Annotated in this window: 25 protein-coding genes and 1 pseudogene; all 26 read right to left on the bottom strand. The window is 56.2% G+C overall.

From position 1 onward, the window contains the following. Positions 1-170: 170 nt before the first annotated feature. Positions 171-788 carry a DUF2802 domain-containing protein gene (locus tag I6N98_RS07870; protein ID WP_198571232.1) on the bottom strand — a complete coding sequence of 206 codons (618 nt, stop codon included), beginning with the start codon at positions 786-788 and terminating at the stop codon, positions 171-173. Between the two features lie 37 nt (positions 789-825). Continuing rightward, on the bottom strand, positions 826-1554 hold the full coding sequence (locus I6N98_RS07865) for an RNA polymerase sigma factor FliA (RefSeq protein ID WP_198571231.1): 729 nt from the start codon (positions 1552-1554) through the stop codon (positions 826-828). A gap of 80 nt (positions 1555-1634) precedes the next feature. After that, positions 1635-2462 (bottom strand): MinD/ParA family protein, encoded by an 828-nt coding sequence (locus tag I6N98_RS07860; protein WP_198571230.1) that lies wholly within the window; start codon positions 2460-2462, stop codon positions 1635-1637. Positions 2463-2520: 58 nt separating this feature from the next. Next, on the bottom strand, positions 2521-3828 hold the full coding sequence (flhF, locus tag I6N98_RS07855; RefSeq protein ID WP_198571229.1) for a flagellar biosynthesis GTPase FlhF: 1308 nt from the start codon (positions 3826-3828) through the stop codon (positions 2521-2523). A gap of 40 nt (positions 3829-3868) precedes the next feature. After that, positions 3869-5983: a flagellar biosynthesis protein FlhA gene (gene flhA, locus I6N98_RS07850; protein WP_198571228.1), complete on the bottom strand. Its 2115-nt coding sequence runs from the start codon at positions 5981-5983 to the stop codon at positions 3869-3871. Positions 5984-6053: 70 nt separating this feature from the next. After that, the gene (gene flhB / locus I6N98_RS07845) at positions 6054-7181 is read right to left on the bottom strand and encodes a flagellar biosynthesis protein FlhB (protein ID WP_198571227.1); all 1128 of its coding nucleotides are present in this window, start codon (positions 7179-7181) and stop codon (positions 6054-6056) included. A 3-nt stretch (positions 7182-7184) separates the two neighbouring features. Further along, positions 7185-7958: a flagellar biosynthetic protein FliR gene (gene fliR, locus I6N98_RS07840; RefSeq protein ID WP_198571226.1), complete on the bottom strand. Its 774-nt coding sequence runs from the start codon at positions 7956-7958 to the stop codon at positions 7185-7187. Beyond that, entirely contained in the window at positions 7958-8227 is a 270-nt protein-coding gene (fliQ, locus tag I6N98_RS07835) for a flagellar biosynthesis protein FliQ (protein WP_198571225.1), read from the bottom strand. Before fliQ ends, fliR begins: the two co-directional genes overlap by 1 nt. A gap of 44 nt (positions 8228-8271) precedes the next feature. Beyond that, on the bottom strand, positions 8272-9009 hold the full coding sequence (fliP, locus tag I6N98_RS07830) for a flagellar type III secretion system pore protein FliP (protein ID WP_273475613.1): 738 nt from the start codon (positions 9007-9009) through the stop codon (positions 8272-8274). Beyond that, positions 9009-9497: a FliO/MopB family protein gene (locus I6N98_RS07825; protein WP_198571223.1), complete on the bottom strand. Its 489-nt coding sequence runs from the start codon at positions 9495-9497 to the stop codon at positions 9009-9011. Before I6N98_RS07825 ends, fliP begins: the two co-directional genes overlap by 1 nt. Further along, positions 9494-9751 (bottom strand): annotated as a pseudogene (fliN, locus tag I6N98_RS07820) (flagellar motor switch protein FliN); the annotation flags it as partial. The pseudogene fliN and the gene I6N98_RS07825, both read right to left, overlap by 4 nt. 97 nt (positions 9752-9848) lie before the next feature. Further along, positions 9849-10796, bottom strand: a complete 948-nt coding sequence (locus I6N98_RS07815) for a flagellar motor switch protein FliM (RefSeq protein WP_198571221.1) — start codon at positions 10794-10796, stop codon at positions 9849-9851. 10 nt (positions 10797-10806) lie between these two features. Beyond that, positions 10807-11265, bottom strand: a complete 459-nt coding sequence (locus I6N98_RS07810; protein WP_198571220.1) for a flagellar basal body-associated FliL family protein — start codon at positions 11263-11265, stop codon at positions 10807-10809. Between the two features lie 167 nt (positions 11266-11432). Next, positions 11433-13466 (bottom strand): flagellar hook-length control protein FliK, encoded by a 2034-nt coding sequence (locus tag I6N98_RS07805; protein WP_198571219.1) that lies wholly within the window; start codon positions 13464-13466, stop codon positions 11433-11435. 139 nt (positions 13467-13605) lie between these two features. Continuing rightward, positions 13606-14058: a flagellar export protein FliJ gene (gene fliJ / locus I6N98_RS07800; RefSeq protein WP_198571218.1), complete on the bottom strand. Its 453-nt coding sequence runs from the start codon at positions 14056-14058 to the stop codon at positions 13606-13608. A gap of 11 nt (positions 14059-14069) precedes the next feature. Further along, positions 14070-15416, bottom strand: a complete 1347-nt coding sequence (gene fliI / locus I6N98_RS07795) for a flagellar protein export ATPase FliI (RefSeq protein ID WP_420496989.1) — start codon at positions 15414-15416, stop codon at positions 14070-14072. After that, positions 15409-16140, bottom strand: a complete 732-nt coding sequence (locus tag I6N98_RS07790; RefSeq protein WP_198571217.1) for a FliH/SctL family protein — start codon at positions 16138-16140, stop codon at positions 15409-15411. The genes fliI and I6N98_RS07790 overlap by 8 nt, the downstream gene beginning before the upstream one ends. A 26-nt stretch (positions 16141-16166) precedes the next feature. Then, positions 16167-17192: a flagellar motor switch protein FliG gene (fliG, locus tag I6N98_RS07785; protein ID WP_198571216.1), complete on the bottom strand. Its 1026-nt coding sequence runs from the start codon at positions 17190-17192 to the stop codon at positions 16167-16169. 49 nt (positions 17193-17241) lie between these two features. Beyond that, positions 17242-18897 (bottom strand): flagellar basal-body MS-ring/collar protein FliF, encoded by a 1656-nt coding sequence (gene fliF, locus I6N98_RS07780; protein WP_198571215.1) that lies wholly within the window; start codon positions 18895-18897, stop codon positions 17242-17244. Between the two features lie 45 nt (positions 18898-18942). Continuing rightward, entirely contained in the window at positions 18943-19284 is a 342-nt protein-coding gene (gene fliE, locus I6N98_RS07775) for a flagellar hook-basal body complex protein FliE (RefSeq protein WP_198571214.1), read from the bottom strand. A 23-nt stretch (positions 19285-19307) separates the two neighbouring features. Next, on the bottom strand, positions 19308-20276 hold the full coding sequence (locus I6N98_RS07770; protein ID WP_198571213.1) for a sigma-54 interaction domain-containing protein: 969 nt from the start codon (positions 20274-20276) through the stop codon (positions 19308-19310). Next, positions 20269-20463, bottom strand: coding sequence for a hypothetical protein (locus tag I6N98_RS07765; protein WP_198571212.1), 195 nt, complete (start codon positions 20461-20463; stop codon positions 20269-20271). The genes I6N98_RS07770 and I6N98_RS07765 overlap by 8 nt, the downstream gene beginning before the upstream one ends. Before the next feature lie 252 nt (positions 20464-20715). Then, entirely contained in the window at positions 20716-21432 is a 717-nt protein-coding gene (locus I6N98_RS07760; RefSeq protein WP_198571211.1) for a ZIP family metal transporter, read from the bottom strand. A 257-nt stretch (positions 21433-21689) separates the two neighbouring features. Beyond that, positions 21690-22856, bottom strand: a complete 1167-nt coding sequence (locus I6N98_RS07755; RefSeq protein WP_232787503.1) for a sigma-54 interaction domain-containing protein — start codon at positions 22854-22856, stop codon at positions 21690-21692. Between the two features lie 144 nt (positions 22857-23000). Next, positions 23001-23342: a flagellar protein FliT gene (fliT, locus tag I6N98_RS07750; protein WP_198571210.1), complete on the bottom strand. Its 342-nt coding sequence runs from the start codon at positions 23340-23342 to the stop codon at positions 23001-23003. A 36-nt stretch (positions 23343-23378) separates the two neighbouring features. Further along, the gene (fliS, locus tag I6N98_RS07745; protein ID WP_198571209.1) at positions 23379-23792 is read right to left on the bottom strand and encodes a flagellar export chaperone FliS; all 414 of its coding nucleotides are present in this window, start codon (positions 23790-23792) and stop codon (positions 23379-23381) included. Between the last annotated feature and the right edge of the window lie 40 nt (positions 23793-23832).

Below are 23832 nucleotides of genomic sequence, written 5' to 3'. Positions count from 1 at the left end.
GGGGGCGCACGGTGGAAGGCAGAGAAGCAAGGTTAGAGGCAGCGGGCGCAGGCCCAAGAGAACAGCCGAGGGAAGAGTAAGGAGGACGTTCTAAGTATTGCGGGAACGGGCATTGCGGGAGCGGGTATCGCCCCCACAGTGCGATTGTATTACGGCGTTGGCCAGGCTCCCTAAGCGGCTCGTGCTTGGCGCCCGGACAAAGAGATAATCAGATTAGCTTCCGCCGCCGGCAGATTGAATTGCTCTGCCAGTTCCTCAGCATTGGCACCGGATTTTGCGGCCCGAATCGCATCCTGATAATACAGGCGGTCCCGGTGCCCCGCTTCAGACTTCTGTTGACGGCTGGATATCATTTCCAGGTAGCCCTCCAGAGCCTGTACCCGTTCAGCTAGGCTATCGATCAGGCGCTGCTGCCGCAAAATCAGCTCCAAACTGCCGCCGGGCTCGGTGGCTGATGACGCACTGCCGGCCAGGGCGCTATCATCGCCGTCCAGGGTGACCTTGTCAGCGGTCTTAGCCTTTGACTTGCCTATCAAGCTGTCTTTCGACTTGGCAGCCGATTTGGCGTTGGCCGCCGCGGGATTGGGCTCATAAAGGCCATCGCCGGTGAGTGAAGCCTGCTGACTGGCACTAGCATCTCGCTTGCGAGCGCGGAAATAGCGAACCGCCATGCTCAAAAGCACCGTCGCCCCCAGCAGTGAAAATACGCCGCCCAGCAGAGTTTGGCTGTCCACGTTTTGTAGCCACAATGCCAGTTGATCCAGCACCTCGATATAGTCAATGTTCATAATGCACGCACTCTCTCACTTAAGGTCGGCCAGCCGTTTAGGCAGCTAGCCAGCCCTGTAAACGGCTTTTTAGCCGCACAATTGCCTGACTGTGAATCTGGCAGACCCTGGATTCACTGACCTCCAGCACCTCGCCTATTTCCTTCAGGTTTAGGCCGTTATCGTAATAAAGGGCCATCACCAGTTTTTCTCGCTCTGGCAGATCGTCAATCTGTTGCGCCAGGTCCTTCTGGAAGCCAGCGTCGGTGACCTCCTCCAAAGGAGTCGGGCCGTCATCATCGCTGATTTCCAGGGTCTCATTGCCACTCTCACCGAAGTGATCCAGGCTGCCCACCTGCACGGTGCTGGCATCCATCAGCAGGCGATGATACTCATCGACACTGACACCCAGCTCATCCGCCACTTCCCGGGGGCTGGCCTCTCTACCAAAGCGACCTTCTACCCGAGCAATGGCCGCACCCAGTTCCCGAAGCTGGCGAGACACCGAGCGCGGAGCCCAACCGTTTTGTCGCAATTGATCAATCATTGCACCGCGGATACGAATACCGGCGTAGGTCTCAAAGCTCGCCCCTTTATCCGAGCGGTAATGACTCGCCGCCTCCAGTAAACCGATCATGCCGGATTGCACCAGGTCTTCCACTTCAACACTGTCGGGCAGGCGCGCGATCAAATGGTAGGCAATACGCTTGACCAAATCGGCGTGCTGGCGCACCAGCTCGTCGCGATTACCGCACTGTACATCCAGGTATGTGGCGTGACCTTTCACAACATGTCTCCTGTCACAACATATCTCCCGTCACAACATACCTTCTGATCGAAGGCGTCTCCCATCGCATCAATGCTCTACTACATCGCGGCGCCGGCTTGGGAGGGCTCGGCGATCATGCGGTCGACAAAAAATTCAATCTTGCCGCTGGGGCCTTCCGGCAGTGACCACTTGTCGACGTTTTCGGCCAGCGCACGAAACGCCAAAGCAGCATCAGAACCGGGGTACATTTCGCTCACCGCCTTTTGTGCCGCATCGGCCTTGTTGAGAAAGCGGTCCTGGGGGATAAACCCGGCATACTCCAACTGCACATCGAGAAAACGCTGTGCAACCTCATTCAGTCGCTCAAAGCCATCCCGGGCCTGGTCGTGGCTGTTGACCATGTTGCGGAGAATCTTGAAGCGGCGAATCCCCGCGTCCCGGTTCATGACTTTGATCAGCGCGTAGGCATCGGCCATCGACGTTAACTCGTCGGTCACCACCACCAGAACATAGTGGCTGGCCTGGCTAAAGCTCACCACGCTATCGGAAATCCCCGCCGCCGTGTCTACCACCATCACGTCGTAATCGTCGTTTAAGGTGCTCAAGGCGTTGATAATACTGGCGTGCTGATCCGGTCCCAGTTCGGCCATTTTCTTGATGCCCGACGCTGCCGGGATAATGGAAATACCGTTGGGGCCCTCCACCAGAATATCGTCGATGCTGCACTTGCCTTCTAGAACATGGGACAAGTTCCACTTGGGGCGCAGGCCCAGCATGATATCGACATTAGCCAGCCCCAGGTCTGCATCCATCAACAATACCCGGCGTCCCCGGCGGGCCAGCTGACAGGCCAAATTTACCGAGACGTTGGTTTTGCCTACGCCGCCTTTACCGCTGGTTACCGAGATCACCTTGACTGGATTCATTGCTGCCCTTTTCTCCCCATTGCGATTGAGCGGAACTACCGTGTTATTGGCCATAAACTCACACTACCTCAGAGATCATCGACGATGATGGTTGCGCCGCCGGCCGGCTGGCCGGTGTCTGTTTATTGCGACTCCGCTCAAAGTGGCGGGACATTTTAACTGCCATATTGACCAACTTTTCAGCATCTGCGGCCGACAGGTTTTGCGGCACTTTAGGCCCATTGGTACACCATACCGCTGGCAAACGATGCAAAATTAAATTGGAAATGACCGAACCTAAACGCATGGTCTCGTCAATGCGGCTAATCAGCGCCCCCTGAGGCGACAGATGTGCAAAGGCATCGATGACCTCGCTCTGCACATAAGCTTCAGTATCCGCCGGCAGGGTCAGATAGGTTTGAATACCGGGCATCGCTGACAGCAGTTCACCCAGCTCGGCAATACCCGCCTTGTCGCGGAAAGAAATACCGCCGGTATCCACTAGCAGCAGTGGCTTGCTCTGCAACAAGCGGAAGGTTTTGGCCGCCTCCTCCGCATCCCGGGTTAAATGGATGGGGAGTTGCAGGATTCGGCCAAAGGTTCGCAGCTGTTCCTGGGCGCCAATCCGCGCCACATCAGTAGACAAGATAGCGACCTTGTCGCGGCCGTGACGCATGGCATACTGCGCCGCCAATTTGACAATACTGGTGGTTTTACCCGCCCCTTGAGGTCCAACCAGGGCGATGGCCCCAGACTCAGGTGCCGCAGCGATAGGCAGCTCTTTGATCAACTGCATTTTCAGTATTTGTCGCTGCAGCGGCGCGGCCTCATCGGTGGGCACTTTCTCAGCCAGGCGTTTGGCCAGGCTCGGGTCAATATCTATCGCCGTCATAAACTGGTGTAGATCTTTTTGGCTGGGCTGCTGAGTTCCCAGCTGCTGCCAGTTGTGATCGCGGAGCTGATCCACCAGCATCGCTTTCATCGCAGCCATTTCCTGCTTGAGGCTGTGCAGCTCACTGTCTTGAGACCACAGCTGACTGCTCCCACCTGCCGAAAAACCCGCTTGTTGATCGGGGGGGTGAGGGGCGCTCTGGGGTCGCTGGGCGTTCGCAGGAACCTCGTCCCGGGCCTGACTGCGGCGACGCAGAACATCCATGGCGGTTTTTTCCGTCCGGGTATGTTCAGGACCAGAGTGCGCCGGGCCAGGCTGAGCTGGCGCCGGGTCTGAATATGATCCGGTGGCGATGGCATCCTCCCAGCTGACAGCGACTTCCACGCCGCCCTGGATAGGGTAGCAATCCAGTATCACTGCATCGGGACCGTGGGCGTCGCGTACCAGTTTCATCGCCTGGGCGGTGTCGGGGGCGCGATACTTTTTAATATTCATCTGCGTACTCCATACCCTCCCTCATTGGGAGTTTAAGGGTCTAGTTCAGCCGTGCCTGTTTGCCCACTGTGGCCAGCAATCTGACCTGTTTACTGTCGGGCACTTCGTTGTAAGACAGTACGTTCAAAGCCGGCACACTGCGTCGTACAAAACGCGACAGCCAGGAGCGAATGGAGGGAGAAACCAACACTACCGATGCCTGCCCGGCCATTTCCTGCTGCTGGCTGAACTCCGCCAGTTGGTTTTGCAGGCCTTCGGCAATACTGGGTTCAAGTCCTACCACGCCACTGCCACCTCTTTGACTGTCCTGCATCATGTTCTGCAACAACTGTTCCAAATCCGGATCCAGCGCGGCAACGCCTAACTCTTCGTCTAAGCCGTTGATTTCCTGAACAATCATGCGGCCCAGGGCAATCCGCACCCCTTCCAATAAATCGTCAGGATTTTTACTACGCGGCGCCTGCTCCGCCAAAGATTCGGCGATTATGCGGAGACTACGTATAGAGACGTTCTCTTTCAGCAGGCTTTGCAGCACCCGAACAACCACACTCAGCGGCAATTGCTGAGGTACCAGGCTTTCCACCAGTTTGGGGTCGGTTTGAGCCAGCCGGTCCAGTAACTGCTGAACTTCTTCGTGTCCCAACAGCTCGTGAGCATGCTCTTTGATAATTTGGCTGAGGTGTGTTGCCACCACGGTACAGGGATCCACCACGGTATAGCCCAGGGTCTGTGCCTGTTCCCGCTGGCTGCTGTCAATCCACACAGCGTCCATTCCAAAGGCAGGGTCTTTGGTGGCGATGCCCTGCAAATTGCCATGGGCACCACCGGGATTAATCGCCAGGTCTTTACCCGCCTGAATTTCCCCCTGGGCAACGGTATTACCCAAAAGCTGAATTCGGTAGGAGGAAGGCTGCAACTCCAGGTTGTCGCGGATATGGACGGGCTGAATCAAAAAGCCCAAATCCTTCGACAGCTTTTTGCGTACCCCGGTAATACGATTGATCAATTCCCCTCCCTGACTACGGTCAACCAGGGGAATCAAGCGATAGCCCACTTCCAGGCTGACCACATCCAACTGGGTTACCTCTTCCCAGTTCAGCTCCGGCGGCTCGCTGCTGGTAGCCTCCAGCTCGGTCTCGACATCTTCTTCCATCACCAGAGTCTGCTTACTGCGCTGGGCCATAAGCCAGCCACCACCGGCGCACACGGCGGCCAGCATCAGGAACACCAGGTTGGGCATACCGGGAATAATGCCGATCACACCCAGTAAAGCAGCCGATAGATAGAGCACGCTAGGGTTGGCCAGCATTTGACCCACTATCTGCTGCCCCATGTTCTGGGAGCGGGAAATACGGGTCACAATGATTGCAACCGCCGTGGACAGAAGTAACGACGGCAACTGGGCGACCAAGCCATCACCAATGGTCAGCAGAGTGTAGTTGTGCATGGCCTGGGAAAAACTTAATCCATGCTGGGACATACCCACGCCCAAACCACCGAGGACGTTGATAAACAGAATGAGTATCCCGGCTACGGCGTCACCGCGGACGAACTTACTGGCACCGTCCATGGAACCGTAGAAGTCCGCCTCGGTGCGGACTTCTTCCCGGCGAATGCTGGCTTGTTCTTGGGTTAACAGCCCTGCGTTGAGGTCGGAATCGATGGCCATTTGCTTGCCGGGCATGGCATCCAGGGTAAAACGTGCGGTCACTTCAGAGACCCGTCCAGCACCCTTGGTCACGACCACAAAGTTGATAACCACCAGAATGACGAATACCACTAGGCCGACCACATAGTTGCCGCCGATAACAAACTCGCCAAAGGATTCAATCACCCGGCCCGCCGCCCCCGGGCCGGTATGCCCTTCCAGCAGCACCACCCGAGTAGATGCCACGTTGAGCGCCAGACGCAGCAAGGTAGCCAGCAGCAGTACGGTGGGAAATACCGAGAAATCGATGGGCCGTTCAACGTAGATGACGGCCAGAATAATCACCAGCGACAGAGTGATGTTAAAGGTGAACAACACATCCAGCAGGAAGGGTGGCATGGGCAACACCAGCATAGCCAGACAGGCCAGCAACAGGGTCAGTACGCCCAGGCCGCTGCTCGCCGCGCCCTGCGCCCATCCCGGAAGGCTTATACTTTGTGCTGCCATAATTGTTCCTCCTCACTGTGGCTCCGGCTGTGTTGGCCGGGCATAGCGCAACAGGGCATTTCCAGCCCCATCACTCAAAACTCTTCAAGTAGCTGTCGTCCACTTCGGGCTCTGGCGCCTGCGGATAGGCTCCGCCGAGATCCCGCCAGGTGCGCAGCTGATAGACGTAGGTCAGAATTTGTGCCACCGCCAGATACAAGCCGGCGGGGATTTCCTGATCCAGTTGGGTATTGGCGTAAATTGCCCGAGCCAGGCGCGGTGACTCGACGATGCTGACACCGTTCTCGCCGGCAATCTCCCTAATGCGCGCAGCGACAATATCGGCGCCTTTCGCCACCAGCGTTGGTGCCCGCATCCGCGCTTCGTCATATTTGAGCGCCACGGAAAAGTGGGTGGGGTTGGTGATGACAACGTCTGCGGTGGGGACTTTTTCCATCATCCGTCGGTTGGCTGCAGCCTGTTGCATCTCCCGCAGCTTGGCCTTCACTTCCGGGCGGCCATCTGATTCCTTGTGCTCATCGCGAACTTCCTGGCGGGTCATTCGCAGCTCTTTCTTGTAATTCCACATTTGCCAGGGCACATCGATGGCGGCAATCAGAATCAGCGGCAAGCTAACCACCAGGAAGAACCACGTCAGCAAACCGCTGCTGTTGACAATGGCCGCCTCCGGAGCCTGCAGCCCCAGAGTCAAAATATCATCGGACATCAGCTCCACAATCAGTACTGCCGCCGTGCCGATCACCACCATTTTGATAATGGATTTGACCAACTCACCCAGGCTGCGCAGCGAAAACAACTTAGTCAGCCCCTTGATCGGATCCAGGCGCTCCAGTTTAAGACTGAGGTTAAAGGTCCAACCGCCAAGCACTACAGAGGACACTATAGCCGCCAGCACGGTCGCCAACACCACCGGCCAGATGGCCAGCAAACCTTGCAGCAGCAGCGTATAGAGCTGCGAGGGCAATTTACTGGTATCGGTTTGCAGCAGGAATTCGGTCGACAGACTGTATTCAAAAAGCCCTGTCATGGAATTGGCCAGCTGCCCTCCGCCGATCAAAATGGCACTGGCACCGGCAATGGTGACCAGCATGGTGGACAATTCCCGCGACCGGGGTACCTGGCCTTTTTTGCGGGCGTCGGCCAGTTTTTTGGCCGACGCCTCTTCGGTACGTTCTTGACCGTCCTGGTTCTCAGCCATAACTCAGCTCTCCAGGAAGGTTTGTACCGCCACGGTGGCGGTATCCATCAGGTCGGACAACACCGGCAGCAGATTTGGCATGATCCGCTCCAGCACAATAAAACCGATCAGCAACGCCAAGGGGAAACCAACGGCAAACAGGTTCAAGGTCGGCGCCGCACGGCTCACCACCCCCACGGCAATCTGCACAACCAGCAGCGCTACGATGGCGGGAATGGCAACCTGAATAGCACCGGCAAACAGCGCGGCACCCTGTAACAGCACGATCGTCAGTGGATCGCCCAGGGCCCGGTGGTCTGCCACTGGCCAATATTCAAAGCTCTGCAACAGCAGAGACAAGAAATTGATATGCCCGTCCATGGCCACAAATAACAACATACAGACGATAACCAGGAACTGGGACAGTACCGGCACTTGTACGCCGCGCTGGGGATCCACCATCATGGCGAAGCCCAAACCCATACCGTTGGCGATCAGCTGACCGCCGAGAATAATGGCGTCGAATACCAGCTGCAGGACAAAACCCATTGCCAGTCCAATCAGCAGCTCGTTGCCCAGCAACAACGCGCCCTCAATACCCAGCGGATTTACCGCACGGGCGGTGGGCAACAAGGGAATGACCACCGCGCTGATCACAACGGCAAACAATATTCTGACCCGGCCGGGAATATACGCTGCGCTGAACAGCGGCGCGGTAATCATCGCGCCGCCTATACGGGCAAAAGGCAACCACACGGTCGCCAACCAGGATAACAATTGCCCCTCGTTAAAGGTCATCAGCCCACCAGCGTCGGAATCATGTCAAACAACTGCCGGGTGTAATCGACCAAACTCCCCAGCATCCACGGCCCAGCCGCAGCCAATACCACCACCAGAATCACCAGCTTGGGAATAAAACTCAGGGTCATATCCTGTATCTGGGTGGCAGCTTGGAACATACCGATAAGCAGACCCGCGGCCAGCGCAGAGAGCAGTAAAGGCGCCGACAACATCACCGTGAGATTGATGCTTTGTCGCCCCAATTCGATAACCGTGTCGGCATTCATTGTCAGTTTTCTCCCCGCGGCAGCTCTGCGCTACTGCAACATATTCATTGATAAAAACTGGCTGCCAGCGAGCCCATTAACAGGCCCCAACCATCGACCAAGACAAACAACATGATTTTGAAAGGCAGCGAAATCATCATGGGCGATAGCATCATCATGCCCATGGACATCAACACGCTGGCCACCACCAGGTCGATAACGACAAAGGGAATAAAAAGTAAAAACCCGATTTGGAAGGCAGTTTTCAACTCGCTGGTAAGAAAGGACGCCATCAATACCGTAAAGGGCACGTCGGAGGGGTCCTCAAAATCGTCGTAGCCGCCAATTTCGGCAAAGCGGGCAATATCGCTTTCGCGAGTCTGGCTCAGCATAAAATTGCGGAAGGGTTCAGCGGCCTGCTTTACCGCCTGATCAAACTGTAGCTGCTCAGCCATGTAGGGCTGAATGGCTTCCCGATAGGCCACTTCCCCAACCGGGTACATGATGAACATGGTCAAGAACAAGGCCAGGCTCAGCAGCACCTGATTAGAGGGTGTTTGGCCCGTTCCCAGCGCTTGGCGGAGAATCGACAGAACGATAATGATGCGAGTGAAGGCGGTCATCCCCAGCAGCAAAGCCGGCAGCAGGGTCAGTACCGTCATAATGCCCAGCAGTTGCAGGGATACGCTGTACTCCTGACCGCCACCGGCCGCAGGTGAGCTGGTCACCGCCGGTAAGTTTAAATCTGCGGCGGAAACCAGACCGGGCAGTAGCAAAGCAACAAGTATAAAAACAACCCGCATCACCGCGCTCCCTCGCTGGGACTGCTGCCCTTGGATTTGGGGGTGCTGGAGTTGGCGCTGCTGCCCTTGGAAGGGCTGTACAGTTTCCCCAACACATTGGCAAAGGGTGTTCCCTGCAATGCGCTATCAGGGGCTTCTGTGGCCGGCGAAGACCAGCTGTGGAGACGGCGAATCGAATCGCTGGTGCAACCCAGCAGCAACTTTTCCTCGCCAACCTGCACAACCAATAATTTTTCCTTAACACCCAGAGGCAATTGCCCAACCAGGCTGACATCGGCGACGTTGCCGCCCACCACTCTGCCGCGACGGAGAATCCAACCGATACCCAGCACTACGGCAATCACCACAGCTAAGCCCAGGGCTGTGGTAAACAGCTCACCGCCCTGACTCAGGCTGGGCATGGTGTCAGTTGCTGTCGCGGCGGCAGGTTTGGTTTCTGCCAGCGCAACGGCACTGAGCATGGACAAAGGAGCGAACAGCGATTTCACTCTTCATCTCCGTGTGCAATCCGATCGCTCTGATTCGCTACCTCAGTAAGCATGATGCCGAACTTGTCCTTTACCACTACAATTTCACCACGGGCAACCAGGGTGCCGTTGACGAGAACATCCAGCGGCGTTCCGGCGGCACGATCCAACTCAATAATGGCGCCCTGGTTCAACTGCCGGAGATCCCGGATACTCATCTTGGTCCGACCAACTTCCACCGATACATTGACGTTGACGTCCATGATCATGTCGAGGCTCATATCGCCGCTCATTGTTCACTGCCCCCTGCACATTGGGTGAAGGAAATACGGTTTTGGGTGGCAATCGCCCACCCGGCGTTCAAAGTTTCATTCATGTTTTATTGCTCCCCTGGCTAGCCAGGCCGACAACTGACACGGCATTCTGGCCGTCCTGCACACCGAAGCGACCGAGCAAATAAGTGCGGCCGTCGATGCGTAATTGCACGTCATCGGGAGATTTCAGCGGCAGCACATCGCCAACCTGCCACTGGGATACCCGGCGCAGCGGCATACGGGTATCCACTAGCACCGCAGCCAAATCCAGTCGAGTGACATCCAGGCCCTCCTCAATCGCACCAAGCCAATGCTCATTGCTGATGGAGGTGTTGGGCTTGCCGGTTTCGCCCAGGCTGTCCCTGACCGCTTCAATGGCACTCCAGGGCACCACAGACCACATACCACCGGAGACCTCGCCAAAACTAATAGCAAAACGAGTGGCCACCATGGAGTCTGAATCGTGAAAGCCCTCCAGCAAGCGAGGGTCGTCCTGCAGGTCTTCAATTTGAGTTTCTGCACGGATCACAGTCTTCCAGGCGTCTGCGACGTCAGCCAACAACGCTCGATGCAGCAATTCCATCAGACTGGCTTCAGACACCGAGAGTTGGTCCCGGTCATTGGCAACGTTCGAGCCGTTGCCGCCGAAGTATTGATCTACCAGTTGAAAAACCAGCTCTGACTCAAAAGCAATCAGCAAGCCTGCGCTCAGGGGCACACCTGAAATCAGTGAAATGCTGCACGGTGTGGCCAGCGAGCCCTGAAGTTCATCAAACTTCATCACCGTAATGCGGTCGGTGCGCACTGAGTCGATGCCGGGAATAAATTCACGAAGCCGGTCCCGCGCCGCACTGGCAAATTGAGACTGAATCATGGACAGCGTCGGGATTAAGCGCTGGACAGCGTAGTCCTGACGCGCCAGGTTATACTTACCATCGCTCTGATCGCCCGATTCGTTACCGGCCATCAAGGCTTCGATTTCTTCCGGATCCAGTACGCCCGCCATCAGTCAGCTCCTACTGCATCACAAATTTAGTAAAGTACACCGCCTCGACACCGCCCTTGCCCCGCTCTTCAGTGAGAACGCGGTTTACGGTATCGAGAGTTTCGGATATCAGCGCGTCACGAGACTCGGCGGATGACACCGCGTCTCGGGTTTGCTTACTGAACAGCATGATGAGCTCATGGCGGAGTCGCGGTTCGAACTCCTCTACTGCAGTTATCACCGGCTCTTTTCGAGTCATGAGCTGCACCTCCACCATAAGAAAGCGCATGGAGCGCTCGTTCTGGAGGTTGACAACGAAGTTGGGTTCCAGCGCGATATAGAGGGGCTTCTCCACCTCCGCGGGTGCCGGCGCTTGATCCCCCTCAGCCACTGCTGCTTCGGGAGCGGGCCGGGTAAACCACCACGTGGCACCAGCAGCGCCCGCAACCAGAAGGACGACCGCGATAATCAGAATAATCTTGGTTTTCATATTCGGCGAACTCTCGCTCAACTCAGCCTGTGGCATGGGTGCCAAAAAAACCGCTAAAACGGTATCGTTAGACTGGTTTGAGCAAGAGCTATGCCACTATATTTTATTGTTTTATTTCAGTTACTTATGAGTTTTTCGCCAAAATTACGTCGCTATTGGAATGGGCCTTAGGCGTAATAATCCACGCCGCCAGAGCTCTCATTAACCAGGGTCTGAACCAGCTCCTCAGAGGGCTCTTGCCCCATCAGATTAGAACTGGCTGCTCCCGGGCGACTTTGTTGCTGGGTACCCTCTCCGCCCTGACGTCCTGCGCTTTGATTAGCGGTATGCTGAGCACTGGAAAAATCCTGAGAGGCTGTGAACTGAGTGACCTTGGAATCTTCCAGCTTCAAACCTTGGCCCTCCAGAGCGTGACTCAAGCGAGGCATGAGTTTTTCAATCAAGTCACAGGTCTCTGCGGATTGCGCCTGGAATTGCACATTGGCTTGATCACCGGAGATGTCAACTTGAATCTGAATCGCCCCCAGGTCCTGGGGATTCAACGTAAGATTGGCGGATTGGACTCCCTGTGTGCCCATCCACACAATGCGACTGGCCATGGCCTGCTCCCACCCTGGGGACTGACCCACAGGCTGAGATATCGTCAGCTGAGGAAGAGCTTTTGCACTCGATGCAGAACCTTGGCTGGTGCTCAACAAGGTGTTCTTAAACAGGTTATCTGTCTCGACATCGTTATTGACCGAGACGAATTCCAAGTCTTTCGCCCCCGATGCTGAACGTTGAATATTGTCGGCTCCAGCGCTGGCGGACGCAGAGGCTATATTGGCGCTCTGTGCTGTTATGCCCGCCTGTTGAAGGGCGTTCTGGCGATTTTCGGAGGCGCCATTTGCAGCTACCCGCTGAGACGGCATTGAATCAGTGGCAAACATGCCAGAAGGCGTTCCACTACTCTCTCGAGTAACGGTCCCCTTGCCGGTATCACTGCGCTTCTGAACCACATTAGCGTAGGCCTGCTGAGATGCTGGGGCTGCTGCGATCACGGAATCAGCTCTGCTCCGGTTCACCGACTCCATCGCGGCAGAATTTTGAGGATGGTTAACAGGGACCGATTCCCGAGGCAGCGACGGGCCTGTCGCTTCCATTGCCATCGCTCTGTTCGCTGCAGCGGCTGACGCCGTTTGCCCATTGCTGCCATTTGCAAACTTATTAGTCTGCTCTACAACACCGAGGGGAAGTTCGGACGCTGGCTTATTCTCATGCCCACCAAGACCCACCGAAGGCTGACCACTACTGGCAGACCAGTCCCGGCTTGAAATTTGAGGATCTCCAATAGAATCCTCAGGTGCCGTCGATAACTTTGCGTGTTTTTCTGGGGCTAAGGCTAATTGCTCATTACCTCGGCCACCATCTGTCACTGCACTACGATGAACGCGTGGATCTTTTGGCAAACTATCCTGTGTCGTCGAGTTCGACCACTGTTTTCCCTCTGCCAAAGTAGTTTGGGGAACATTACGACCGCCATCTTCCACCAAGCCGTTCAGGGCTTTCCTCTGATCTGTATTCGTCGGATTGGGAGCCGTCTGATGAGCAACTGGTGCCAAGTTTTCCCCAGCCCTAGACATAACGCGATTTTCAGCTGTTTCAGGCTCCACGGCGGCCTTACTAACTGCTTCTTCTGTGCTTTCGCCTACTACCACCGCGGCGAGCATTTCTTCACTGCTTACTGTCGTTGCGCTTGAATGTGCAGAGCCCTCAGTCGCGACAGGCTGCGCCGATATATTTTGGGGTTGAACGGCTACCTGCCCCGGTCCAGTTTCGGAGCTCACTGGCAGAGATTCAGTTGGAGCTACTGATGTCAGGGGCAGTTGCAGAGAAATCGAATCCGGCAAGGTCTCGCCGTCTTGCGGCAAGGTACTGCCGCTTTGAGTGGTAAGCTCATCTAGGGTTTCGGACTCCACCGAGGTCGCTGAAGTCAGCACCGCCGTGAATGGCTCTGCAAATGTTTCATCGCCGAACGGCGCGCCTTCGGCGACACCGACTCCTGGCGAACCGGCGATCACTTTCATTTTGCCGGAAGCCAATATTTCACCGAAGGGCAGGCCTTGCGGGCTCTCTGAGGCAGTTGGGCCTTGCTGTGCAGTGTTCCCTGCCTGACTGGTGCGGCCCGGAGATTGGCCCATTAAGCTGAATACTGTTGCCATTTACAATGACCTACTTGGCTATATTTAACCACCTAATTTAACCACTTAAATTCTTTGTTAGTTTTAATAAACCGCAGAGAATCCACTTTCTAACATGTACTAAGGCAAGAACCAGGCCATGCGTTAAATGCCTGATGGCTTAGGCCGACTGCTGAGACCAAACAAAACGCTGATTGACCAGGTCATCACTTCTGATTTGCTCCTGGCGGTCGGCTTCACGCTTCTCTTCCCGCTGGTAGCGATCAACCAGGGTGTCCATACTCAAGGCGTGCTTTCTCGCCTTCATCCACGCTTTGCGGGCAGCATCCCGCTCGCCGGCCAGGCGGGTCACCGTGGCCTCCTGCATCGCTATAGCCCGGCGCAATTGGTCTACGAAGTGCTGGGTGGACTGTAAAGCGGCAAGATCCATTAATTGACCGCTCTGATGCCCTGTGGCGTACTCTCGGCAATAGGCACGCAATTCTTCCAGTTTATTGTGTTGGGTCTGCCAGGCCTGCTGAGCGGCTGATAGCTCATTGGCCAAACGATCCGCCTCAGTCTCGGCAAGATTGCGAACAGTTTCAAAGCGCTGGGATTTTTTTTGTTCAGGCATGCTCACACTCCTTACGCGTGTTCTCCGTCCACCACCTGGCTGAGGCTGTCCAGGGAGTGATCGTAGGTGTCCCGCTCATCAAAGGCCTGTTGCAGAAATCCTTGCAGCCGCGGCCACTGTGCCACTGCCTCATCCAGTCTGGGGTCAGCACCCCGCTGGTAAGCCCCGATGGTAATCAGGTCGCGATTCTGCTGATAAAGCGAGTACAACTGCCGAAAACGCCGCACTGTTTCTCGGTGGGCTTTGTCGGTAATGTCATTCATCGCCCGGCTGATCGAGCGTTCGATATCAATGGCGGGAAAGTGTCCGGCATCTGCCAGCGACCGCGACAGAACAATGTGGCCATCCAGTATCGCTCGAGCCGAATCCACAATCGGATCGTTTTGGTCATCGCCCTCGGCTAAAACCGTATAGAACGCGGTGATGGAGCCCCCTCCCGCAGCGCCGTTTCCAGCTCTCTCTACCAGGGCAGGTAAGCGGGCAAACACCGAGGGCGGGTAACCCTTGGTAGCTGGCGGCTCACCTGTCGCCAATGCAATCTCACGTTGAGCTTGCGCGAAGCGGGTCAGGGAATCCATTAGTAATAACACCTGTTTACCCTGATCCCGAAAGTGCTCGGCGATGGTGGTCGCCAAACTCGCACCCCGCATACGCATCAGCGGTGGGTGGTCGGCGGGGGTAGCCACCACCACAGCCCGGCGCAGACCTTCCCGGCCGAGAATGCCGTCTATAAACTCCTTCACTTCCCGGCCCCGCTCACCGATAAGGCCGACGACAACAACATCGGCTTCAGTAAAGCGAGTCATCATGCCCAGCAATACACTTTTACCCACGCCGCTACCGGCAAATAGCCCCAAACGCTGACCGCGGCCCACTGTCAGTAGCGCATTGATGGCTCTAACGCCGACATCCAGGGGCTCTCTAATCGGTTGTCGCGACAGCGGGTTGATCGGCGTACCACTCAAACTGCGGCTTTGACCACCTGCGATGGGCCCCAACCCGTCCAGGGGTTTACCGGCGGCATCGATAACCCTGCCCAGCAGCCCATTGCCAATATCGACGTCAGAACCTTTGTCTAGGGGAATAACCCGCGCATTCGGCATCACGCCGCGCAATTCGCCAGTGGGCATCAACAACATACTGTCGCCGGAAAAGCCCACGACTTCTGCCTCGAGGAAGCTGCCGTCTGTGGTGGCCACTTTACAGTAGCTGCCCACCGCTGCCTTGCACCCAACAGCTTCGAGCATCGTGCCCACGATACGCTTTAACTGCCCCTCCACCACGGGCATCACCGGTTCGAGGATATTGGCGCCATATTGCGCAAAGCGTTCCTGAAGAGTCATAGCGGGGCTAGCCATGATTACTTTCCTCATCATGACTCTGTAGGTCTTTGGGGGACTCTGATACTGCGCTGTCGGACTGCAGCATTCTCTCCACCAAGCCGGCCAAGCGGTTTTCCACCGTGTCGTCGATAAGTGAGTCACCGCTGTGAATTACGCTGCCGCCAGGACTGACACTGGCGTCTTCCACCAGTTGCCAACTTGGATCCAGGCTTATTCCACTATCGCTATCGCCGTCTTGACCTAGCTGCTGCAGCAGAGCGTAATCCACCGGATTGAGATTGATTGTCAGGGTATTGTTGGTGACAGGCAGACGCGACACCGCTTCTTTGATGATATGGAGCAAACGCTCGGGATCGGTGTCGATGTGCTGTCTGAGTAGCTGCTGAGCGAGGTTTAAAGTCAGAGACAGCAATTCTGACTCCAATTGATGGTCAATCCAACGGGCCGGCTCACGCAGCGCCGACATAGCCGACTGCAACTGTTGGGTCTGCTGCGCCAATAGCTCGCGGGCCTGTTTTTGACCATCGGCCAGACCTTGTTGAAAGCCCTCTTCATAGGCATCTTCTCGCAGCTGGCCATGTTCCCTGTCGTGGGACCTGTCACCGTCACTGTTGCTGAATGCCGCGCCATTGCCCAGATCATGGGGCTGCCAGTGGCTGTAGTCACTGGACGGCAGCGCAGACTCGCTGGGCTCCGCCTCGGCAACATCGAGTTTGCGAGGGCGATAAGGTTCAAACACGGTGCTTGCAGCTCCCAATACGGCCACTAGAGATACTCATCGCCGCCCTTGCCCAGATCAATCTGACCGGCTTCCGCCAGCTTCTTGGCGGTTTCCAATATTTCCCGCTGGGCTTCTTCCACTTCACTGATTTTAACGGGGCCGCGGGTCTCCATGTCTTCCTCGAGCATCTCTCTCGCCCGTTTGGACATGTTGCCCATAATTTTTTCCTTCACCTCAGGGTCGGCTCCCTTCAAGGCCACGGGCAGTTTATCGGAGGAGACCTCTCGAAGAAGTACCTGTATTCCCCGGTCTGAGATGCCCAGCAGGTTGCTGAAGACAAACATCAGCTCTTGAATCCGGGTAGACAGTGCTTCGTCGTCTTGTGCCAGCCGCTCCAGGATTCTTGTCTCGGTCTCGGCATCCAGGCCATTGATAATATCGGCAACGGTAGCCGCACCATCGACATTCCGGCTTTTAAAGGACGTGGATACGGAGAGCTTTTTCTGCAGCATTTTTTGTAGCTGCGACATCGCTGCCTCGGGAATGGTTTTCATATTGGCAATGCGATAGACAATGTTCTCCTGCTGCTCATTGGGAAACAGCTTGAGCACTTTTGCGGCTTGCTCTTTTTCCAAGTGAGCCAGGGTGATCGCTATGATCTGGGGGTGCTCATCTTTGAGGATGCCGACCAGCGCTTCGGGCTCCAACCAGCGCAGGCTCTCCATGTCGCGGTTTTCCTCCGCACCCAGCACGCGATCGGCCAACGTAGCACCGCTCTGCTCCCCCAGGGCGCCTGTCAACAAACGGCGCAAATAGCCCTGCACGCCCACACCCAGCGAGGTCTCAGTCTGAATCGCATCGCGAAAATCCTTCATCACCGTTTGGGCGCGCTGGTTATCCACCCGACCGATACCCGCCATAGCGGTGCCGATACGTTCCACCTGGTTGGCGGGGAGGTGCTGCAACACTTTAGAGGCGTGCTCCTCTCCCAACATCAACAACAACAATGCGGCTTTCTCGCTACCGTTCACAGCGGGCTGTCCCTGTGCTGCCATTTGTGCCTGCGCCATTGAAGCTTGCTCCTCGTCTCAATTGCCAACAACGTATAAATTGCTAACACTACTCTTCCGACACCCAACGGGTTACCACTTGGGCGACCCGTCGCGGGTCTTGATCTACCGCATTTCTCACTTCGCCGACATGGTGGTCCAAGCCGGTCCCCGGTACGGGCGACGCGGCGTTATCACTTGGGGCTCCGAGGGCGGCAATAGGCTGGGGTAGATATTCGCCGTCGAGGTGCGAGTGTCCGCCTCCACCTGCCCGGCTCCCGCCACTGGATGCGCTCAGCAGAGAACGCATACCCGGTCGCAAGATGGCAAAGACAATGAATAACACGCCGACCCCAGCCAGAGACTGGCGAATCAGATTGGCAAACCAAGGCTGTTCCCAGAATCCCGGCGCTTCGCTTTCAGTAAACGTGGTGGTATCGCGGAAGTCAGCGGCAATCACTGTAACCCGATCGCCCCGAGCCTCCTCAAAGCCCACCGCGTCTTTCACCAGCAGGGTCAGCCGGTCCAGTTCTTCCTGACTGACGGTGTCGGCACCGGCATCAGACACTGATTCCCCTGCATCACCCAGGCTGCGTCCGCTGTCTACCAGCACCGCCACGGAAAGGCGGCGGATACTACCTGTGGGACTGGTGCTGTAATTCAGTACCCGCTCGATTTCGTAATTGCGCGTCACCGAGCGGCTACCGGTACGAGTGTTTTCTTCGTTTTCTTCAGCTTCCTGAGCGACGACGGGCTGATTACTGAGCGCCCCTGGCACCCCACTGGCTGCAGCGGGCTGCTTGCTGACATTGTTCTCTTCGATCTGCTCGCTGCGCACCACCTGACCTTCAGGGTTCCAGCTCTCGCGGCTCTCCTGAGTGGTGGAGAAATCTACGTCCGCCGCCACTTGCACGCGAACCCGTCCCGACCCAGCGATCGGCCGCAACAATTCAGACAAGCGCTGTTCGTAGGCACGCTCCAGCTCCTGGCGATAGGCAAATTGTCGCTGGCTCAGAGAGAGTTCATCCCCCCCCTGCTTGGAGGCCAGCAGTTGCTGACCACTTTGGTCCACCACCGTCACATTGTCTGCGCTCATACCGGTGATACTGGAGGCCACTAAATTGATAATCGCGTCCACGTTCTTGGGGCCGACAGTGCTACCGGGATAGATATCCACCATAATCGATGCACTGGGGGGCTTGCGATCACGAATAAATACCGAGCTTTTGGGAATAGCCAAATGAACCCGGGCACGACGGACCTGCTGCAGGCTCTCTACCGTGCGGGCCAACTCCTGCTCCAGCGCGTAATGGTATTTTTTGGACTGCATAAATTCGCTAACACCGAAGCCCTGCTCCTGCTCCAGCATTGCCATGCCGCCACTTTCACGCATCACATCCTGGGAGGCGAGTTTAATCCGCGCTTCGTGAAGTCGATCCGACGGTACCAGAATCGCGCCAGTGGGATCTTGGATCCGGTATTTGATACCGGCATTGCCGAGCGCTTCGACGATGGCGCCAGCACGCTCGGGCGGCACCGAGGTATACAAGGTGCGGTAGTCAGTTCCCTGTGACCACATTACCGCTGCCATGCCCACCGCAACGCTGGCCGCAATACCAATCAAAATCAGCAATTGTCGCAACACGTCATTCTTAGCCAGCTGACCAAGAACGTTGTTCACCGGTGCTCCGCGTGCGGGAGTCGCGTTGGTGGATTCTTCAGCCATGATAGTGCCGCCCGAATACGAAGAGGGTTAACAGGAAACGCCTTATCACATCGACATCCTCATCACTTCCTGATAGGCATCGACAAACTTGTTGCGCACCTCCATGACCGCTTTGAAGGACACGTCGGCCTTTTGCATGTTGACCATCACCTGGTTAAGGCTAACGTTGGGATCGCCGCGCTCAAATGCTGCTGCCATCTGACTGGCCTGCTGCTGCGTGGCATTTACCGCATCGATGGACTCCTTAAGCAGGGAGCTAAATTCAACCCGCTCACCGCTACCCAGACCCTCCGTGGAAATCTTGTCCGTTTGGGCCACATCCATGGTCTGCTCGCGAATTGAGCGGATTTGGTTGAGGATTTGATCGACACGCATGCTATCTGACATTGTTGACTCCGACCCTTACCGGGTTAACCCAGTTGGAAGTCCTGCTCACGCAGGCGGGCAATTTTATAACGCAATGTGCGGGGGCTGATTCCCAGGATTTCTGCGGCTTCCTTGCGGGACTTTCCGGTGCGCAGGGCATCGGCTATCGCCCGGCACTCCCGCTCCCGCACCACATTGTTCAGACCGTTTGACCCCTGTTCGTCCGTCGCCGTCTGGTCATCAATCTCACTACCGGCGGGCGCCGACCACAACTCAAAATGGATGTCCGCAGCGGTGATTTCCTCGCTCTGGCGGAGGATCAAGGCACGCTGTAGCACGTTGTCCAGCTCGCGGACATTACCCGGCCAGTCATAGGCCATAAGTTTCTCTGCCGCTGCCTGACTCAATACCCGCGTTGGGTGTAAGACAGAAACATCTCTGGACAGAAAGTGCTCGGCAAGCGGGATAATATCGCCGCGACGCTCAGCGAGGGGCGGAACGGCAATGGGAAAGACATTGAGTCGGTAAAATAAATCTTCACGGAAGTCCCCGGACATTACTGACTGTTTCAAGTCCCGGTTGCTAGTGGCCAGCACCCGCACGTCGAGTCGCTCAGTCCGGCGGCTTCCCAGCCGCTCCACTTCCCGTTCTTGCAGAACCCGAAGTAGTTTCGCCTGCAGGCCAAGATCCATCTCGGAAATTTCATCCAGCAAAAGAGTGCCACTTTGGGCCTGCTCGAATTTGCCAGCATGACTGCTTACTGCGCCGGTAAACGCCCCTTTCTCGTAGCCAAACAACATGGCCTCCAGCATGTTCTCGGGAATCGCGGCACAATTCACCGCCACAAAAGGTCCATCGTGACGTGCCGAATGCTGGTGAATAAAACGTGCAAAGACCTCTTTGCCGGCGCCGCTAGGGCCGATCAGCAATACTGTGGCATCGGTGGCAGCAACTCGCCGCGCTAAGTCAACAATGCGCTGGGACAGTGGATCGGCGGCGACCAAATCAGTCATGGCTGCCACCCTTAGACACACAAAACTCTTCACCCCAGCCCGACAAACGGCGCAGCTGAAGCGTCAACGCCACCTGGCTATAATTCAGCTCAGCAATACACTGATCAATGACCGACGCCGTTTCCCCACCGCTAAGTCTGCCTGTGGAGGCTGGAGTACTGGGTATATGCTGTCCGGGTGAATACATGTTGTGCCCTCTACCACGCCAAGAATCTGACTGGATTCCGTTTCACTTACCCACAACGCAAGTCCCGTACCAACTAGGTATTTATATATAATTCAACAACTTATTAACTAACGAGGAATATATGCCAGATTTTTGGCGGGAGCAGTAAGAGCAGTGGCAGTGATAGAAAGGCGGTTAAATTAGGGCGCGTAATCGACCCTCCGAGCGGGGAGCTAAGGACTTGCCCTACCCGCCCCCAGGCTGTTGTGCCGCTCAACCAACGACGGTGATTTGTCCCATCAACCCCAGCAGGAAGCCGAACACCGCACCCAGGGGCGGTGCCCAATGATTTTTTAAGCGGGACTGGGGGGCAATATCCTGAAAGAGGATATACAGAATACCACCGGCAGCAAACAGCATAATGCAGCCAATCACAGCGGGCTTATCCGCCAGAAGAAAATAGCCGATCAGCCCCGAAACCGGCCCGAGTAGCGCCATCAAAACAAAGGCCGCCACAATCAAGGGGGCTCGATAATGGGTGGCGGAGACTAGTTCACGGTAAGCGTTGAAGCCCTCAGGGAGGTTCTGCAGAGCGATTATTCCCGCCAACAGCAGCCCAGCCTCTGCCGACACGGTAAATGTGGCACCCAACGCCAGGGCTTCCGGGATAAAGTCCGACAGCATTGCCGCCAATTGACTGGCCGGCGTACCGTTGGCGGCCAAAAAGCGATCCAGCAACATAAAGGCCAGGCCACCACCTGCAAAACTGAGGGCAACGGCCACCGGACCGAGATCGGCGCTGCCCTCCGGCACCAACACCAGGGCGACGGCTGCTAACAGCGCTCCGCCACCAAACGCGATTACGCCGTGGCGCACTTCCGTTTCAAGCCATCGTGGACGAATGCGCTCCAGCGCGCCCAGCGCCGCGCCAAGGGGCATGGTGATACCCGCCAACCACGTCAACAGGGCAATTTGTTGTACTTCGTCCATCACACGTTCCCAACACCATACATAACCGGGACTATTGTAGGGGAAACGTGAAGTCACTGCGCGACGGGTCGAGGGCCGCGAGATCTATGGCGCTAAGGCCAGGACCGCCGAGATCGGCTAAATGGACTTGATGGGCTTTAGAACAGAACTGGGCAGACAGGACATCCAGACGGCATCAATGCGAAGCCGTGAACACGCCGCTCTCAAAATACCAAATAGCCAGCGGCGAGTTGCATTACGAGGGCCTGGCACGGGCCCTAGGCAGACAGGCCCAGTTTCTTCATCTTCTCAGCCAGAGTGGTGCGCTGCAGCCCGAGAAGTTGAGCCGCACGGGTGACGACTCCTCCCTCTCGGCGCAAGGCTTCCTCGATAAACCACTGCTCCATATCCTGGAGGTGCTGCTTGAGATTAATACCAGCTTCGGGCATCTGGATCGGCGCAGATGAAGATTGAAAATCATCATCTTCCACCGCTGCACCATCGCCGGAATGGATTGGGTAAATCGCCCCCTTACCCGCCCGGGACGAGGTCAAGGCCTCTAGCAAGGCATCTTGATCTTCCCGTTCCAGCTCGGCCGCCTCCTCTTCCTCCACCACACCCAAGGCCTGATAGCGGCGGGGCAAATCCCGGCACGCCACGGTGCGACCACTGTGAGTAATCGCCATCCGCTCCATAAGATTTTCCAACTCCCGGACATTGCCGGGCCAGCTGTACATCTGCAGGGAGCGCATCGCGTTTTTAGAAAAGCGCGGTGGCTTCATACCACGATTATGCAATTTGGCAATAAAGCGCCCCATCAACAAGGGCACATCTTCAGCGTGCTCCCGCAGTGCAGGAACCTCAATGGGGAACACGTCCAGACGGAAGAACAAATCCTGCCTGAAGCTCCCCTCTTCCACCATATCCTCAAGGTTGCGGTGAGTAGCGGCGAGGATTCTGACATCGCAGCGGCGAGTTTCGTTGCTGCCAACCCGCTCGTAACAACGTTCCTGCAACACCCGCAGCAATTTGACCTGCATGGGCAAGCTCATATCGCCAATTTCATCCAGGAATAAGGTCCCGCCTTCGGCCATTTCAAAACGACCCTTGCGGTTGGAGATAGCACCGGTGAATGCCCCTTTCTCGTGGCCAAAAAGCTCACTTTCCAGAAGGTCAGCAGGGATGGCGCCGCAATTAACCGGTATAAATGGCTTGTCCCGGCGACCAGACTGTTGGTGGATTTTGCGCGCGACCACCTCTTTGCCGCTACCGGATTCGCCTCGAATGAGGACCAATGTATCGAAGTCCGCGACTTGCTCTATCAACTTATCGACAACCCTCATTGACGAGGTCGCGGCCGTTACCTTTTCGCTGACACCTTTAGACTGGCTAATTTTATTTGACGTGGATTGATCAACTGGCTTGTCGAACTGGGTCATTGGCATGTCGCATTCTTCCACTAAGGCTGGCAGTCTCAGGCGGCTGCATTTGTTTTCTAGCCTTCATAGTGCCAATAATTTGGCGGTGGATTAATACGTAAATTTACCCAGAGGAATAGCTCCTGCGAGAAGGCACAGGCACCCAGTGTGTCAGGAGGCGTTTTCCAAATAGTGGTTGACATTCCCCGCTGCCCGACGTTCATTGTGAGCCGAGGCTAAAATCTCACCACGATGCTTATAGAGGAGTGCCGACACCAGATTGTCAGTCTCCAGGAGCGACTCGATCATGGCGGCGACACTGGACGCCTCGCTCTCCGCACAGGGAGAAGCAAAAAAATCATCCAGCAAAACGCGCCGATTTCGCTGCTGTTCCAATGCATCCTTCCAGGCCCCCAACTCGCAAGACTCGCGAATAGATTCACTGAGCTCAAGCAGCTCCAAAGCAGCGCGCTGACGAGCGGGCGACATTAAAGGGCTAACCAAACCGGACATGGCTTTACTCCCATTCAAAAGCATCACTGGGCGCGGCTATCCCGCGACCAGTTCCGACTCGTGACTTTGCGGAATTGCATCCCAGGCCTCTTTCAATTCTCGCAGCAGACCGGACACTTCGTCCAACACAGACTCGTCATTGCGGATATTAGCCACCAAAAGTCGTCGATTCATATAATCGTACAAGTTTTCCAGGTTTTCCGTCATCTCCGAATTAACACTGTGATCAAGACTGAGTCGCAAACCATCAATGATCGACATGGCGCGGGTGATACTATCCGCCTTCATGGCGACCTCATTTCTGCGCATATGCCCTCGGGCAATAGCTAATCTATCCAGCGCGCCGTCCATTAACATCTGAATAAGGCGATGCGGACTGGCATTAGTAACTTGAGACTGAGCACCGACAGCGGCATAGGCCTGACTGGCTCTGGACAACGCGTAGCTCATTTAGCTTCCCCTTTCGTGTTTGCTGGCGTTACTTATGTAT

It is taken from the genome of Spongiibacter nanhainus (genome assembly GCF_016132545.1).
GTDB classification, from domain to species: domain Bacteria; phylum Pseudomonadota; class Gammaproteobacteria; order Pseudomonadales; family Spongiibacteraceae; genus Spongiibacter; species Spongiibacter nanhainus.
This window is presented reverse-complemented; position numbering and strand designations above follow the sequence as displayed.